This is a genomic window from Ureibacillus sp. FSL W8-0352 (assembly GCF_038004345.1).
GTDB lineage: Bacteria > Bacillota > Bacilli > Bacillales_A > Planococcaceae > Ureibacillus > Ureibacillus thermosphaericus.
Map to the genome: position 1 here is coordinate 3122230 of NZ_JBBOQT010000001.1, position 16605 is coordinate 3138834.

Genomic DNA, 16605 nt, shown 5'->3' on the forward strand with positions numbered 1-16605 from the left:
AGTGAGGTGAGTGCAAGAAATGGAACATGGAGCACCGGAGGTTACTCTGTCTTTAGGAAGCCTTCCTATCGTATTTAATTTATCGACTGTCTTAACGTTATTAGTAACAGCAGCAATAGTATTTTTAATCGCGTTCATCTCAACGAGAAACTTAAAGTTGAAGCCGACGGGAATGCAAAACTTCATGGAATGGGTAATGGACTTTGTAAAAGGGATTATAAAAAGCAACATGGACTGGAAAACAGGTGGACGATTCCACGTTCTAGGAATCACGCTTATTATGTTTATTGCAGTTGCGAACCTTTTAGGTCTACCATTCTCAGGTATTTATATTCATGGTGATTTATGGTGGAAATCACCAACTGCAGATCCTGTAGTAACATTAACGTTAGCATCAATGGTAACAGTACTTGCAACATTCTATGGTATTAAGTTGCATGGCTTAGGACACTATGCTAAAACGTTTGTTCAGCCAAAAGCATTCTTATTACCATTAAAAATAATCGAAGAGTTTGCAAACACGTTAACCCTTGGTTTGCGTCTTTACGGTAACATCTATGCAGGTGAGATTCTATTAGGTCTACTTGCTGGACTAGCTAGCTCAACAATATTCGGCTTTATCGGTGCCATTATCCCAACAATGGCATGGTTAGGATTCTCAATCTTTATCGGCTTTATCCAAGCCTTCGTATTTACAATGTTAACAATGGTTTATATTTCACACAAAGTGAGTGAAGACCATTAATTTTATAAAGTCATAGTGTAATATTCACATTATGCATTTCATCTCAAAAAAATAAAAATAATTCCAAGGAGGAAATATTAAGATGGGTTTATTAGCAGCAGCAATTGCAATTGGTTTAGCAGCACTAGGTGCAGGTATTGGTAACGGTTTAATCGTATCTCGTACAGTAGAAGGAATTGCACGTCAACCAGAAGCACGTGGCGTTCTTCAAACTACAATGTTCATCGGGGTAGCGTTAGTAGAAGCCTTACCGATCATCGCTGTAGTAGTTGCGTTCATCGTAATGAACCGATAATTGGTTCCGTGTGGCGAAGGATGATTTGTATAAGAAACTTCGCCATTCCTTTTATTTAAAGGTTTAACTGCAACCATTTTTTATAAAAATGACTGTTAGAAACAATTTTAAATCACAAACAATAGATTTGAAAATAAAAGGCTCTCTTCAAATTTTCGATTGGAAATGAACTGAAGTAGGGCAGACTAAATGGAATTTGAAGCTCTTGAAGGGAGTGAAACAATCGTGAATTTTGAATATCTAGTATTAGGTTCAGATGTTGCTGAAGTAGTTAACCTTGGAGATATTCTTGCAACATTAGTAATCTTCCTCGTATTAATGGCATTATTAAAGAAATTTGCATGGGGTCCGTTAATGGGCATCATGAAACAGCGTGAGGAATTAGTTGCAAGTGAAATCGACGCGGCTGAAAATGCTCGCAAAGAAGCTGCAAAAGCTTTAGAAGAGCAAAAAGCATTATTAAAAGAAGCTCGCACAGAAGCACAAAAAATCATTGAAAGCGCGAAAAAGCAAGCTGAAGCACAGCGTGATGAAATCGTTGAAACAGCTCGTCAAGAAGCAAATCGCTTAAAAGAATCTGCTGTTCGTGAAATCGAAACAGAAAAAGAAAAAGCGATCGCTTCATTGCGTGAAGAAGTGGTTTCACTTTCAGTTCTTGCAGCATCTAAAGTGCTTGAAAAAGAAATTTCTGAAGAAGATAACAGTGCATTAATTAAAGAAACGATTGCTAAGGCAGGCGAAGCGAAATGAGTAAATCTACTGTAGCTAATCGCTATGCCGAAGCACTTTTTTCTGTAGCACAAAAACAAAATATCGTCGATGAAGTGAATCAAGAACTTCAAGAAGTGACAAAAGTCGTAAGTGCAAATCGTGATTTCATTTCATTATTGACGAATCCAAAGTTTTCTTCTGAACGAAAAAAGGAAATCGTTTCCGAACTTTTCAAGGAAGCGAATTCAATCTTACTAAATACAATCAAATTATTAATTGATAAAAAACGTATCAATGAATTAGTGAATATTGCAGAAGCATTTAAAACATTAGCAGCTGACGCTCAAGGCACTGCGGAAGCTACAGTATACTCAACACGCGAACTAACAGAAGAAGAGAAAAAAGACATTTCTACTTCTTTCGCAAAATTAGTTGGCAAAGAGTCATTGAACATTACGAATGTGATTGAACCATCAGTGATTGGTGGAGTTCGAGTTCAAATTGGAAACATGATTTTCGATAACACTGTAGCGAATAAATTAGATAGTCTCAGACGCACGTTAGTCGTTAATAAATAGAAAAGTGAGAGGTGACATTCATGAGCATCAAGGCTGAAGAAATCAGCGCTCTGTTAAGAAAGCAGATTGAAAACTACCAATCTGAATTAGAAGTAAATGAAGTTGGTACTGTAATCACTGTTGGTGACGGTATCGCACGCGCTCATGGCCTCGACAACTGTATGGCAGGAGAACTTCTTGAGTTCGAAAATGGTGTAATGGGTATGGCACAAAACCTAGAAGAAGGCAACGTCGGTATCGTTATTCTAGGTAACTACCTTGGCATCAAAGAAGGCGATACAGTTCGTCGCACAGGTCGTATCATGGAAGTTCCAGTTGGTGAAGAATTAATCGGTCGTGTAGTAAACCCACTTGGTATGCCAGTGGATGGAAAAGGACCTATCAATACAACAAAAACTCGTCCAATCGAAAGCCCAGCTTTCGGGGTTATGGCTCGTAAATCTGTACACGAACCATTGCAAACAGGTATTAAAGCGATTGACGCATTAGTACCAATCGGCCGTGGTCAACGTGAGTTAATCATTGGTGACCGTCAAACAGGTAAAACATCTATCGCAATCGATACAATCTTAAACCAAGCTGACCAAAACATGATTTGTATTTACGTTGCAATCGGTCAGAAAGAATCTACAGTTCGTACGGTTGTTGAAACGCTTCGTAAAAACGGTGCGTTAGATTATTCAATCGTTATCACAGCATCAGCTTCTCAACCAGCACCATTATTATACTTAGCACCATATGCTGGGGTTTCAATGGCTGAGCACTTCATGTTACAAGGTAAACACGTTTTAATTGTGTACGATGATCTTTCTAAACAAGCAGCAGCTTACCGTGAGCTTTCATTGTTATTACGTCGTCCACCAGGTCGTGAAGCTTACCCAGGTGACGTATTCTACTTACACAGCCGTTTACTAGAACGTGCTGCGAAATTAAGTGACGCAATGGGTGCAGGTTCTATTACAGCTCTTCCATTCGTTGAAACACAAGCTGGGGATATTTCTGCTTACATCCCAACAAACGTAATCTCAATCACAGACGGACAAATTTTCTTACAATCTGACCTATTCCACTCAGGTGTACGTCCAGCGATCAACGCCGGTTTATCCGTATCCCGTGTAGGTGGTGCTGCGCAAATCAAAGCGATGAAAAAAGTTGCTGGTACATTGCGTCTTGACTTAGCTGCGTACCGTGAACTTGAAGCATTCGCTCAATTCGGTTCAGATTTAGATAAAGCGACACTTGCAAAACTTGAACGTGGTAAGCGTACAGTTGAAGTGTTAAAACAAGACTTAAACAAACCAATTAAAGTAGAATATCAAGTTGTAATCATTTACGCTCTAACTCGCGGTTACTTAGATGATATTCCAGTAAAAGATATCCGTCGTTTCGAAAATGAGTTGTACAGCTGGTTAGATGTAAACCACACTCACATTTTAGAACATATTCGTACTACAAAAGATTTACCATCAGACGAAGACTTCAAAGCAGCTCTTACAGAATTCAAAAACCAATTTGCTAAATCAGAAGAATGATTCTTTCAGCTTTGCTGAAAGATCTTCTGCTGATTCGTAGCACGAATGATGACTAAAATGAAAAGGTGGTGAAATACCAGTGGCAAGAAGTTTGCGCGATATTAAAAACCGAATCAACTCAACGCGTAAAACAGGGCATATTACAAAAGCGATGCAAATGGTGTCCGCTTCTAAAAGATCAAAAGCGGAAGAAAATGCAAAAGCTTACGTTCCTTATATGGAAAAAGTGCAAGACGTTGTTGCATCGATTGCTAGCGGCGCATCAGATGTCTCACACCCAATGTTGACAGCTCGCCCTGTTAAGAAGACGGGTTATATCATTATTGGTTCCGACCGTGGATTGGCTGGAGCTTATAATGCGAACGTAATTCGTGAATTATCACGTACGATAGAAGAACGTCATAAATCAAAAGACGAGTATGTCATTTTATCAATAGGGCGTGTACCTACAGATTATTTTAAAAAGCGTGGCTTAAATGTTGTTGATAGCGTTGTCGGCCTTCCTGACCAACCATCATTCTCCCAAATTAAACAAATCGCACGAAAAGCTGTTGGTATGTTCGCTGATGGTACATATGATGAACTTTATATGTACTATAACCACTACGTGAGCGTTATTTCACAAGTAGTGACAGAGAAAAAAGTATTACCAATTACGGATTTAGCGCCTGCAACAGAAGGGCTTCAAGCATCGTATGAATTCGAACCAAATGCGGAAGCAATTCTAGAAGTATTGCTCCCTCAATATGCTGAAAGCTTAATTTATGGTGCTCTACTTGATGCGAAAGCAAGTGAACATGCTGCACGTATGACTGCCATGAAAACAGCGACAGATAATGCGAATGAACTTATTAAAACACTTACACTTGAATACAACCGTGCTCGTCAAGCATCGATTACACAAGAAATTACTGAAATTGTTAGTGGAGCAGAAGCCATCCAATAGGCTAGCTTCTTGTTGCGTATAAATGTACGATAGGAGGGTACACAGGAATGAACAAAGGACATGTTCTTCAGGTAATGGGTCCAGTCGTTGACGTAAAATTCCCGAACGGACAATTACCAAATATCTACGATGCTTTAACAGTTAACATCAATCGTCCTGGTGAAGATACTGTTACTTTGACATTAGAAGTAGCATTACATCTTGGTGACGACTCTGTCCGCACAATTGCCATGGCCTCTACAGACGGTCTTCAACGTGGCGCGGAAGTAACAAATACGAATGCACCAATCTCTGTTCCAGTTGGTGAAGTAACACTAGGACGCGTATTCAACGTTCTTGGTGAACCAATTGACGAAAAAGAAGATATTCCAGGAGAAGCTCGTCGTGATCCAATTCACCGCGAAGCTCCAACATTTGAAGAATTATCTACAAAAGTAGAAATTCTTGAAACAGGTATTAAAGTAGTTGACTTATTAGCTCCTTATATTAAAGGTGGTAAAGTAGGTCTATTCGGTGGTGCCGGAGTAGGTAAAACGGTACTTATCCAAGAATTAATTCACAACATCGCACAAGAACACGGTGGTATCTCTGTATTCGCTGGTGTAGGTGAACGTACTCGTGAAGGTAACGACTTATATCATGAAATGAGCGATTCCGGAGTTATTAGTAAAACTGCCATGGTATTCGGACAAATGAACGAACCACCTGGTGCACGTATGCGCGTTGCCCTAACAGGTTTAACAATGGCAGAATACTTCCGTGATGAACAAGGTCAAGACGTACTTTTATTCATCGACAACATCTTCCGCTTCACGCAAGCAGGTTCGGAAGTATCAGCCCTACTTGGTCGTATGCCATCAGCCGTTGGTTACCAACCAACACTTGCTACAGAAATGGGTAACTTACAAGAACGTATCACATCTACAAATAAAGGTTCTATTACATCTATTCAAGCGATTTATGTACCAGCCGACGACTATACTGACCCGGCTCCAGCTACAACATTCGCTCACTTAGACTCTACAACAAACCTTGAACGTAAATTATCTGAGATGGGTATTTACCCTGCGGTGGACCCACTAGCATCTACTTCTCGTGCGTTATCACCAGAAATCGTTGGTGAAGAACACTATCAAGTAGCTCGTGGTGTACAACAAACATTACAACGTTATCGTGAATTACAAGACATCATCGCAATCTTAGGTATGGATGAATTATCTGAAGAAGATAAGAAAACAGTTGAACGTGCACGTCGCATTCAATTCTTCTTATCACAAAACTTCCACGTTGCTGAGCAATTCACTGGTCAACCAGGTTCATACGTTCCTGTAAAAGACACAGTGCGCAGCTTCAAAGAAATCTTAGAAGGTAAATATGACCATTTACCAGAAGATGCATTCCGATTAGTAGGAAGCATTGAAGACGTAATCGAAAGAGCTAAAGCAATGGGCGTAGAGGTATAATGTTACGGACGGAGGAGGAAAAAAAATGAAGACAGTTCAAGTCAATATTGTCACTCCGGACGGCCCAGTATACGATTCAGAAATCGCAATGGTAATTGCTAAAACAGTTTCTGGGGATATCGGTATTCTTCCAGGTCATATTCCTTTAGTGGCACCGCTTGAAATCAGTGCGGTAAAACTAAAGTTAGCAGACGGTTCACAAAAAGCAGTAGCCGTTAGCGGTGGCTTTATTGAAGTTCGTCCAGATAAAATCTCGATTCTGGCACCTTCAGCTGAAGTTGCTGAGAACATTGATCTTGCTCGCGCTCAAGCAGCAAAGAAAAGAGCAGAAGAACGTTTACAAAGTAAGTCCGATGACATTGATTTTAAACGGGCAGAATTAGCTTTGAAACGTGCGATCAATCGTATCAACGTTTATGAGGGTAGAATTTAATGAATAAGCGGGCAGTTTAACTGTCCGCTTTTAATATGTTATATCCTTCTTTGAAGATACATCATTTTAATTAGACTATCCTGTTTGAGGAGACGTGCATATGAATAATATTTATCAAACTATTGGAATTCAAGCCGCAATTGGATTATTTTCCCATATTCTATTTATTTGTATAGCATTCTATGCATTGCAATCTATTCGATTAGATGTCGTGTTTAAAAAGGGAAAGACTTTTCAAATTCAACTCATGTATATATTGTTAAGCATTGTTTTAGGATACAGTGTATCAAAGTTTGTCCTTGATTTTACAGGTTTATCAAAACAATTACCGTTTATTTTTTCGTAATGTACTTTTATTTTGCACAACAGTTCCCTTCTATTATTTATATGGTTTGTAAGGGCAAATGACAATTTATGACTCCTTTGTCGTTACAATACATATACGTGTTATTTCCTGGGCAATCATGTAGATAATTTTGAGACAAAAATGACATAAAAAGTTGGAAAAGTAAGCAAAATTTAATATTTCGTAAAAATTCACCATCAATCCTTGTTGTGCGTAATATATAATTGTAGATATATGATGAAAAATATCTGAAATTAGTATTTTTAGTCACTTGTAAATATTTGATTTAAGCATTACTATGAATATGGTTTGTTTTTTTATTGATTGATTGTGATAGACATCATTGGAGAATGGATTCGGAGGGACGATTTGTGGATAAAATGATTGTTACAGGAGGCCGAAGATTACAAGGAAAAGTTAAAATAGAAGGGGCAAAAAATGCTGTATTGCCAATTTTAACTACTTCGTTGCTAGCTTCTAAGAATACTAGTGTTATAAAAGACGTCCCGAACTTAGCGGATGTTCATACCATAAATGAAGTATTAAAAAGTTTAAATGCTGAAGTAAAATATGATGTTGAAAATAATGAATTTCATATAAATGCTGAAAAGAAATTGTTAAGTGAAGCTCCCTTTGACTATGTTAGCAAAATGCGCGCTTCAATTTTAGTGATGGGATCTCTATTGGCTCGAAATGGATATGCTCGTGTTGCAATGCCTGGTGGCTGTGCAATTGGTTCCCGGCCAATTGAATTGCATTTAAAAGGTTTTGAAGCCATGGGAGCAAAAATTTCCTTCGGTCATGGATATGTCGAAGCAAAAGTGGAAAATCGTTTAAAAGGTGCGAATATTTATTTAGATTTTCCAAGTGTGGGAGCAACAGAAAATATCATGACGGCTGCTGCTTTAGCTGAAGGAACAACAATTATTGAAAATGCAGCAAAAGAACCGGAAATTGTCGATTTAGCAAATTTCATCAACAAAATGGGCGGTCGTGTCACAGGAGCAGGAACTGACACAATCCGCATTGAAGGTGTGGATGAACTGCACGGAACAATTCATCATGTAATTCCAGACCGAATTGAGGCAGGGACTTTTATGGTAGCTGCAGCAATTACTCGTGGTGATATTTTAATAGAAAACGTGATTCCTGAACATTTGACAGCTTTAATTGCAAAAATGAGTGAAATGGGCGTGAAGATTACGGAAGAAGGAAATGGACTTCGAATATGTGCATCTGAACCGTTAAAAGCAGTTGATGTGAAAACGATGCCATATCCAGGATTCCCTACAGATATGCAAGCCCAAATGATGGCGTTAATGTTAACAGCTCAAGGTACGAGTATCATTACGGAAACGGTTTTTGAAAATCGCTTTATGCATGTTGAAGAGTTTCGTCGCATGAATGCGTCGTTGAAAATTGAAGGCCGTTCAACGTTTGTCGAAGGACCAGTGAAATTGCAAGGTGCAGAGGTTGCAGCAACGGACCTGCGTGCAGCTGCAGCATTGATTTTAGCTGGGTTAGCTTCAGAAGGAGTCACTCGCGTAACAAAACTGCATCATTTGGATCGGGGATATGTCGACTTCGAAAAGAAATTGCGTGCACTTGGAGCAAATATTGAACGCGTTTCTAACAATACAATTGAAGAGAAACCAATTGTTACGACGGAAACTACGTTAAATGTGTAAGTGATTTTAAGGGCAATCTATTTTTCTACTGTACAATATGTTATGTGTGTTTAATTTATTCCCATCAATCGTGGAAAGAACGACAAAATCTTGTGGGTGAGGTTTTGTCGTTTTATTTTTGTCTTTCATTTAATAAGGGCTCTATAATATTTGGTGTTGGTGAGTATAAACCAGCACCAATTTTTTTGAACAAAAAAAATGAGACAGTGACAAAACTCTGGTAAAATGTAATCGCCAAAACACATTTTCCAAAGGAGTTGTGTCACATGTCTCACCATCATTCTATACGAAACCTACTCAATATAAAAGACAAAAATATCACATTTGATGAAAATTTTTGTTCTACCGAAACAATCAAAAAAGTAAAAGCGAAAGTCTTTCATGGGACGTTAACGTATCAACCAAAAGCTTGTTATGCTTGTGGACATGTCTTCGATGATCAAATCATTAAACACGGTTTTAAAACGTCTCTCATTAAAATGCCTAGCATTTCAGGTTTTCATACCTACTTAAAATTGCGTAAACAGCGTTATTTCTGTAAACATTGTCATTCCACGTTTACTTTAAAAACGAGCGTCGTGGCTAAAAACTGTTGTATTTCCAACAATACCAAAGTATCGATTGCTTTAAACGCCAAAGATAAAATATCCGAAAAAGATATTGCGATGAAACATAATGTTTCTCATGCCACTGTCAGTCGTGTCATTGACAGCTTTTATAGCTACTATCAACCAAATGTTCACTACCTTCCAAAGCATTTGTGTTTTGATGAGTTTAAATCAGTGAAATCCGCAGCTGGAGCGATGTCCTTTATTTTCTGCGACTCTGAAACGGGGGAGATTGTGGATATCGTGGAGGACCGGAGATTATCTGTCCTCAAAGAGTATTTCTTACGGTATTCCAAGAAGGCGAGAGATGCGGTAAAAACGATTGTCATCGATATGTATAGCCCTTATATTTCCTTAATCCAAGAAGTTTTCCCTAAAGCGGAAATCGTACTCGACAAATTCCATATCCTCCAACTATTTAGCAGAGCTTTAAACAAAACGCGCATCAACGTCATGAATCGGGATAAAAAGAATTACAATAAATTGAAAAAATACTGGAAGCTCCTTCTGAAAGATCAAACAAAACTTGATTATAAGAACTATACATATCATCGTTGCTTTAAAAAGCATATGTGTGAGGTGGAGATTCTCCACTATCTCATTGATTTAGATTCTGAATTAAAAGCGTCCTATGAGTTATACCAATACGTTCGACATTACATCAAAACCAAAGACTTTGAGCTCCTAAAGAAAACATTAGAGAATAAACAAAATATCGTTTCCAGCTATATGAAAACCGCCATCAAGACAATCAACAAATACATCAATTATGTCGAGAATACGCTAAAGTACGATTATAATAACGGCATTTTAGAGGGGATTAATAACAAAATCAAAGTGATTAAACGCATTTCTTTCGGTTATCGATCCTTCTATCACTTTAGAAACCGAATATTCATTACCCAAAACTTAGCGAAAATAAAAACAGCTTAGGGGAACCTCGAATTTCCCCTAAGCCATCCGATTACATATTACCAAATAATGTCACTAAAATTTATTCACCAACACCATTTGACAAAGAACCTTAATAAGCAGAAAGGGTTATTTGCTTCTTGAAAGACAAGATAGTGAATGGAGGGAGTTATTCGTTAAATTTATGAAAATAATCCTTATATATTGGATAATAGTCAAACAGGGACAGATAATAGCCAAACCCGATAAGATAATAGTCAAGTCCTCGAAAATAATAGCCACACGAAAAAAATCGCTTCCTGAGAAATCGGATAATAGTCAAACTTGGGAAGATAATAGCCAAACCTGACAAGATAATAGCCAACTCATAGAAAATAATAGCCATTCGAAAAAAATCGCTTCCTGAAAAATCGGATAATAGTCAAATTCGAGAAGATAATAGCCAAACCCGACAGGATAATAGTCAAGTCCCCGAAAATAATAGCCATTCGAAAAAAATCGCTTCCTGAAAAATCGGATAATAGTCAAACTTAGGAAGATAATAGCCAAATCAAACAGAATAATAGTCAAGTGAGCAAAAATAATAGCCACACGAAAAAAATTCCTTCCAGAGACATTAGATAATAGTCAAACTTAGGAAGATAATAGTCAAACCTGACAAGATAATAGTCAACTCATAGAAAATAATAGCCATTCGAAAAAAATCGCTTCCTGAAAAATCGGATAATAGTCAAATTCGGGAAGATAATAGCCAAACCCGACAGGATAATAGTCAAGTCCCCGAAAATAATAGTCATTCGAAAAAATCTCTACATGAGAAATCCGATAATAATCAAACTTAGGAAGATAATAGCCAAATCAAACAGGATAATAGTCAAGTCCCCGAAAAAAATAGCCATTCGAAAAAAATCGTGTCCTGAAAAATCGGATAATAGTCAAACTTAGGAAGATAATAGCCAAATCAAACAGAATAATAGTCAAGTGAGCAAAAATAATAGCCACACGAAAAAAATTCCTTCCAGAGACATTAGATAATAGTCAAACTTAGGAAGATAATAGTCAAACCTGACAAGATAATAGTCAACTCAAAGAAAATAATAGCCATTCGAAAAAAATCGCTTCCTGAAAAATCGGATAATAGTCAAACTTAGGAAGATAATAGCCAAACCCGACAGGATAATAGTCAACTCAAAGAAAATAATAGCCATTCGAAAAGAATAACTACCTGCGACATCGGATAATAGTCAAACTTAGGAAGATAATAGCCAAACCTGACAAGATAATAGCCAACTCATAGAAAATAATAGCCATTCGAAAAAAATCGCTTCCTGAAAAATCGGATAATAGTCAAACTTAGGAAGATAATAGCCAAATCAAACAGGATAATAGTCAAGTCCCCGAAAAAAATAGCCATTCGAAAAAAATCTCTACATGAGAAATCCGATAATAATCAAACTTAGGAAGATAATAGCCAAATCAAACAGAATAATAGTCAAGTCAGCAAAAATAATAGCCATACGAAAGATTCTCTTCCAAAGTAATTAGATACTAGCCAAATAAACCTAATGTGCTTTCTAAATACAAAAAAATGGGGTAAGAACTACGCCAACTTTAAAGCAATACCACTTCTTCCAACCAAATGAAAATTCCCATCCAAAAATCTTCTATAAAAAAGATATATTTCCTCATTTCAAATCATAAGTAATATGTATGAAACCATTAAAAAATCACAAAAATCTAATCCCTATTTTCTCGATTGCACTATTTATTTTAGCTTTATTTTTCTTGCCGTTTTTATTCAAAAACTCAAACAAAACTTTAAAAGAAGTGTCAGGGCCATTAGTAGTTGCAGAAGAAGAATGCAATATTTATATTCGCATCACAGGACAAAAGGATCCTATTCCTCTAGAAGAATATGTCGTTGGTGTGGTTGCAGCGGAAATGCCGGCAAACTTTCATCCTGAAGCGTTAAAAGCTCAAGCGATTGCCGCAAGAACCTACGTGCTAAAATCAACAAACAATGGCCAAACGGAAATCGAACCGACTGTTTTAAGACAAGTATTTTATGATGAAGATACGAGAAAAGCAAACTGGCAATCAACTTTTGATGAATACGAGCAAAAAATTAGACAAGCGGTAGAAAGCACTAGAGGAGAAGTACTGAAATATGACGGGGAACTTATTACTGCGATGTTTCATTCAATGAGTAACGGCAGAACAGAAAGCTCCCTAAATTACAGTGGGGTCGACTTACCATATCTTCAATCAGTGGCTAGTGCGGACTTTCATGCAGAAAACTATGTTACGAAAAAAACGCTCACTTTAGTAGAATGGAATAAACTATTAAAGGTCAACATGACGCTCGAAGATATTAAAAAAATCCGTACGAAACAAAACAATACTGGGAGGGTAGAAAAAGTAATTGCTGGCAATAAAGAATGGACAGGTCGTGATTTTCGAACATTGCTTGATTTACGCTCAACAGATTTCACCATACAAGTTGTGAATGACAAAATTGAAATCACAGCAGAAGGCTACGGACATGGTGTTGGTATGAGCCAATATGGAGCTGATGCGATGGCTAAACAAGGAAGATCAGCTCATGAAATTCTTTCACATTATTACAAAGGCACAACCATTGAAAAAATGATGTGTAAAAAATAAAAGCATTTAACATCAACAACTAACGGGCAGTTCAACAATCATCAAACTCTGGAGGAATCAACACACACAAATTGTCCTAAATTCATACGCTAATAAACAAATATTACGAGCGAAAAAATAATATGCAAAAAATAGTGAAATTTTCCAAAAATATTGTTTAGAAATTCCAAAACTTGTTCATCCTTCATTTAGAGGTGATGGACATATGAGAGAAGATAACAACAAACAAAATAAAACTTCTCAAAAAACAAACTGGCAGCAAAAACCATGGTTTTGGCCAACAATATACGGGGGCATTGCAGTAGTACTCATTGGTTTAATTTTCACTTATTCAGCACTCACTCGTGAAGATGAAAATGAAACGGTGAACGAACCAACTGTACAAGATGAATCACCAGTCATCGAAACAAATGCACGAACAGAAACACTAAAATATCCTTTTGATGAAAGTCAACTAGAAAACGTAAAAGTATTACAAGACTTCTATGACATGAATGCGGATGCAAAAACACGTGAAAATGCACTATTAGTATTTGATCAAACATTCTCAACATCATCAGGATTGTCAATTTCTATTAACAACGAGCCATTTGAAGTACTAGCTGCAATGAGCGGTGAAGTGAAAGAAGTGAAACTCGATTCTTTCACTGGAAATAAAATTATCATCGCACACCCTAACGGAATGGAAACCCACTATAGTTCCGTATCTGACATCCTTGTAAAAGAAGGGGACTTAGTGGAACAAGGCCAACCAATCGCAACTACGATTGAAAACGAATGGAATCCAACTGCCGGCATCCATCTTCACTTTGAGGTGTTAGAAGATGGAAAACATGTAAACCCAAGAAATTATTTAAACTTCTAAGGATAAAAGCGCAGCCTGAAAGACAAATTCCGTCTTATTGGGCTGCGCTTTTGTACTTTCCTGGGAAAAAAAGTTCTGAAAAATGCGAAACATACATATTGTGAATAAACGTTAAATCGCTAATTGCAAACGTCAATGAAATACATGTATCAGAAAAACGTCGAAATAGATTGTTTATTGTTAGTAAAACTGCACTTTCTTATATCCGATAGAAAGGAAGAGAACGTGCACGAGCATATTCGGCACCGTTGCGTTCGACTGGGAAAGCTGCTTGTGGAAACGGGTGAGACGGTTCGAGTCCTTGCGAAAATGACAGGATATTCAAAAAGTACGGTGCACAAAGACTTAACGGAACGATTACAACTAGTAAATGAAGAATTGGCAAAAGAAGTGAGAGAAATATTAGCCTATCACAAATCCGTTCGTCATTTGCGAGGGGGCGAGGCAACACGTAGAAAGTGGCAGTCCCAAAAAAAACAATGAAAAGGCATTTAGTTTGGCTTTGCATAAAGTCAGGCTGAATGCTTTTTCATTTTCACATACTGAATGTACACATCGCAAAATCCAACAAAAAATAAAAAGGAATCTTACATGAACAAAGAAATTGAAATAGGTTGAATAAAGTCAAAAATACCCATAATTTAGATGTAATTAGATTTTTTATATGATAAAATATTCTAGATAATGTGTAATATATTGAACGTTAGAGTCGCAATAATTTGGAAGGAGAAATTAGATTATCATGTTTTCTAAAGATATAGGGATCGACTTAGGAACGGCTAACGTACTGATTTACGTGAAGGGTAAAGGAATTGTGTTAAATGAACCTTCTGTCGTAGCTATCGACAAAAAAACAAATAAAGTGCTTGCAGTTGGTGAAGAAGCAAGAAAAATGGTAGGTCGTACTCCAGGAAATATCGTTGCAATTCGTCCGCTTAAAGATGGAGTCATCGCAGATTTCGACTTGACAGAAGCAATGTTAAGACACTTCCTCAACAAACTTGACGTAAAAGGCTTCTTCTCAAAACCTCGCATCTTAATTTGTTGTCCTACAAACATTACAAGCGTTGAACAAAAAGCAATTCGTGAAGCTGCTGAAAAATCAGGTGGAAAAAAAGTTTATTTAGAAGAAGAACCAAAAGTGGCTGCAATTGGTGCAGGCATGGACATTTTCCAACCAAGTGGTAACATGGTAGTCGATATAGGCGGTGGTACGACAGATATAGCTGTACTCTCAATGGGAGATATTGTGACGAGCGAATCTATTAAAGTAGCAGGAGATACATTTGATAACGATATACTACAATACATAAAGAAAGAATATAAACTATTAATCGGTGAACGTACAGCAGAAGCAATTAAAATCAACATTGGAACTGTATTTCCTGGCAGTCGCGATGAAACAATGGAAATTCGCGGCCGTGACATGGTAACAGGTTTACCCCGCACGATTACCATTCATTCATCTGAAATTGAAAAAGCGTTGCACGAATCCGTTGCATTGATTGTTCAATCAGCAAAAAACGTATTGGAAAAGACTCCGCCAGAACTATCTGCGGACATTATTGACAGAGGCGTCATTTTAACTGGTGGCGGTGCATTACTTCACGGCATTGATCAATTGCTCATGCAAGAATTAAAAGTACCAGTCTTCATTGCAGAAAATCCAATGGACTGTGTTGCAATTGGTACAGGCATCATGCTAGACAACATTGATCGTTCACCTGGTTCAAAACTATAATTTATGATGAAAAACCGCCTACAATCTAAAAAATAAATTCGAATATTGTAAAGCAAGTATTTTTATTGGAAATGTAAATCAAAACGATAACCTAATCACACGTCCGAAACAAATAGTTAATCAATACATGAATTGAACATCATCTACCAAAACTAGAGAAAAGCGAAAAACGGACTATAGTTATTTGCGACTTTTCGCCGATATATAAAGAAGAGAAAAAATGAACCAGCTGCTAAAAAGAGGTGAATGAGATGTTTAAAGGATTATACACTGCAGCATCCGGCATGCTTGCACAGCAGAGAAAAACGGAAATTTTAACAAACAATATGGCAAATGTGAATACACCGGGATTCAAAGCTGAACAAACGTCGATTCGTTCATTTCCTGAAATGCTTTTATCTGCCATTGATGATACAAACGTTCCTACGAAAAAAGGGTTAAATTTAAACCAAATCCAACAAATTGGCACAATTTCAACTGGTATCTACTTGCAAGAGACAATGCCTAATTTTACACAAGGCGATGTGTACGAAACGAATTTTAATACGGATTTCGCTTTAGTAAACGGAAACATCCCAGCAGGAGGCAATATCTTTTTCCGTTTAGCTCATCCGGATGGTGGCGAAGCGTATACGAGAAACGGAAACTTTACATTAGATGGACAAGGATATTTAGTCACTGGAGACGGATACTATGTTCTATCTGAAACAGGCGCTCGCATCCAACTACCGAATGAAGATTTCCAAGTCGCTGACAACGGTGCCGTGTACGTTAACAATCAACAAATCGCGACTATTGGTATAGCCTATGTAGAAAATGCCAACGAACTTGTAAAACAAAATAACGGGATATTCCGTACTCAAAATGGACAAGCGTTGCCATCTGCTTTCGCACAAGGAAATATCACTTTCGCTATTAAACAAAAATTCTTGGAAGGTTCCAATGTAGATCCTGCACAAGCAATGACCGAATTACTTACAGCTTACCGTGCCTTTGAAGCAAATCAAAAAGTACTTCAAGCATATGACAGAAGTATGGAAAAAGCAGTAAACGAAATTGGTAAAGTATAAGGAGGAAG

16 protein-coding genes are annotated in these 16605 nt (G+C 37.4%); all 16 read left to right on the top strand.

Annotation, left to right across the window (positions count from 1 at the left end; translation table 11 throughout):
* The first annotated feature begins 19 nt into the window (after window positions 1-19).
* The 16 genes from atpB (at window position 20) to NST98_RS15805 (ending at window position 16597) form a co-directional block, all read left to right on the top strand.
* On the top strand, window positions 20-745 hold the full coding sequence (atpB, locus tag NST98_RS15730; protein ID WP_340715754.1) for a F0F1 ATP synthase subunit A: 726 nt from the start codon (window positions 20-22) through the stop codon (window positions 743-745).
* Window positions 746-827: 82 nt separating this feature from the next.
* Window positions 828-1040, top strand: coding sequence for a F0F1 ATP synthase subunit C (atpE, locus tag NST98_RS15735; protein WP_016837239.1), 213 nt, complete (start codon window positions 828-830; stop codon window positions 1038-1040).
* Between the two features lie 189 nt (window positions 1041-1229).
* A complete protein-coding gene (gene atpF / locus NST98_RS15740) occupies window positions 1230-1790 on the top strand; it encodes a F0F1 ATP synthase subunit B (protein WP_016837238.1) in 561 nt (186 codons plus the stop codon).
* Window positions 1787-2329 (top strand): F0F1 ATP synthase subunit delta, encoded by a 543-nt coding sequence (locus tag NST98_RS15745; RefSeq protein ID WP_340715510.1) that lies wholly within the window; start codon window positions 1787-1789, stop codon window positions 2327-2329. The genes atpF and NST98_RS15745 overlap by 4 nt, the downstream gene beginning before the upstream one ends.
* 20 nt (window positions 2330-2349) lie before the next feature.
* Window positions 2350-3861, top strand: coding sequence for a F0F1 ATP synthase subunit alpha (gene atpA, locus NST98_RS15750; RefSeq protein WP_016837236.1), 1512 nt, complete (start codon window positions 2350-2352; stop codon window positions 3859-3861).
* 79 nt (window positions 3862-3940) lie between these two features.
* Complete coding sequence (gene atpG / locus NST98_RS15755; protein WP_016837235.1) at window positions 3941-4807, top strand: ATP synthase F1 subunit gamma; 867 nt, start codon at window positions 3941-3943, stop codon at window positions 4805-4807.
* A gap of 47 nt (window positions 4808-4854) precedes the next feature.
* On the top strand, window positions 4855-6270 hold the full coding sequence (gene atpD / locus NST98_RS15760; RefSeq protein WP_096550335.1) for a F0F1 ATP synthase subunit beta: 1416 nt from the start codon (window positions 4855-4857) through the stop codon (window positions 6268-6270).
* A gap of 25 nt (window positions 6271-6295) precedes the next feature.
* Entirely contained in the window at window positions 6296-6703 is a 408-nt protein-coding gene (locus tag NST98_RS15765; RefSeq protein ID WP_016837233.1) for a F0F1 ATP synthase subunit epsilon, read from the top strand.
* 100 nt (window positions 6704-6803) lie between these two features.
* Entirely contained in the window at window positions 6804-7049 is a 246-nt protein-coding gene (locus NST98_RS15770) for a DUF1146 family protein (protein WP_016837232.1), read from the top strand.
* A 371-nt stretch (window positions 7050-7420) separates the two neighbouring features.
* Window positions 7421-8737 carry a UDP-N-acetylglucosamine 1-carboxyvinyltransferase gene (gene murA, locus NST98_RS15775; RefSeq protein WP_340715511.1) on the top strand — a complete coding sequence of 439 codons (1317 nt, stop codon included), beginning with the start codon at window positions 7421-7423 and terminating at the stop codon, window positions 8735-8737.
* 266 nt (window positions 8738-9003) lie between these two features.
* Entirely contained in the window at window positions 9004-10278 is a 1275-nt protein-coding gene (locus tag NST98_RS15780) for an ISL3 family transposase (RefSeq protein ID WP_340715043.1), read from the top strand.
* Window positions 10279-11967: 1689 nt separating this feature from the next.
* On the top strand, window positions 11968-12921 hold the full coding sequence (spoIID, locus tag NST98_RS15785; protein ID WP_340715512.1) for a stage II sporulation protein D: 954 nt from the start codon (window positions 11968-11970) through the stop codon (window positions 12919-12921).
* Between the two features lie 205 nt (window positions 12922-13126).
* Window positions 13127-13786: a M23 family metallopeptidase gene (locus NST98_RS15790; protein WP_016839305.1), complete on the top strand. Its 660-nt coding sequence runs from the start codon at window positions 13127-13129 to the stop codon at window positions 13784-13786.
* A 225-nt stretch (window positions 13787-14011) separates the two neighbouring features.
* Window positions 14012-14269, top strand: coding sequence for a sporulation transcriptional regulator SpoIIID (locus tag NST98_RS15795; RefSeq protein WP_016839306.1), 258 nt, complete (start codon window positions 14012-14014; stop codon window positions 14267-14269).
* Window positions 14270-14528: 259 nt separating this feature from the next.
* Window positions 14529-15527, top strand: a complete 999-nt coding sequence (locus tag NST98_RS15800) for a rod shape-determining protein (RefSeq protein ID WP_016839307.1) — start codon at window positions 14529-14531, stop codon at window positions 15525-15527.
* 251 nt (window positions 15528-15778) lie between these two features.
* Window positions 15779-16597 carry a flagellar hook-basal body protein gene (locus NST98_RS15805; protein WP_016839308.1) on the top strand — a complete coding sequence of 273 codons (819 nt, stop codon included), beginning with the start codon at window positions 15779-15781 and terminating at the stop codon, window positions 16595-16597.
* Window positions 16598-16605: the final 8 nt, after the last annotated feature.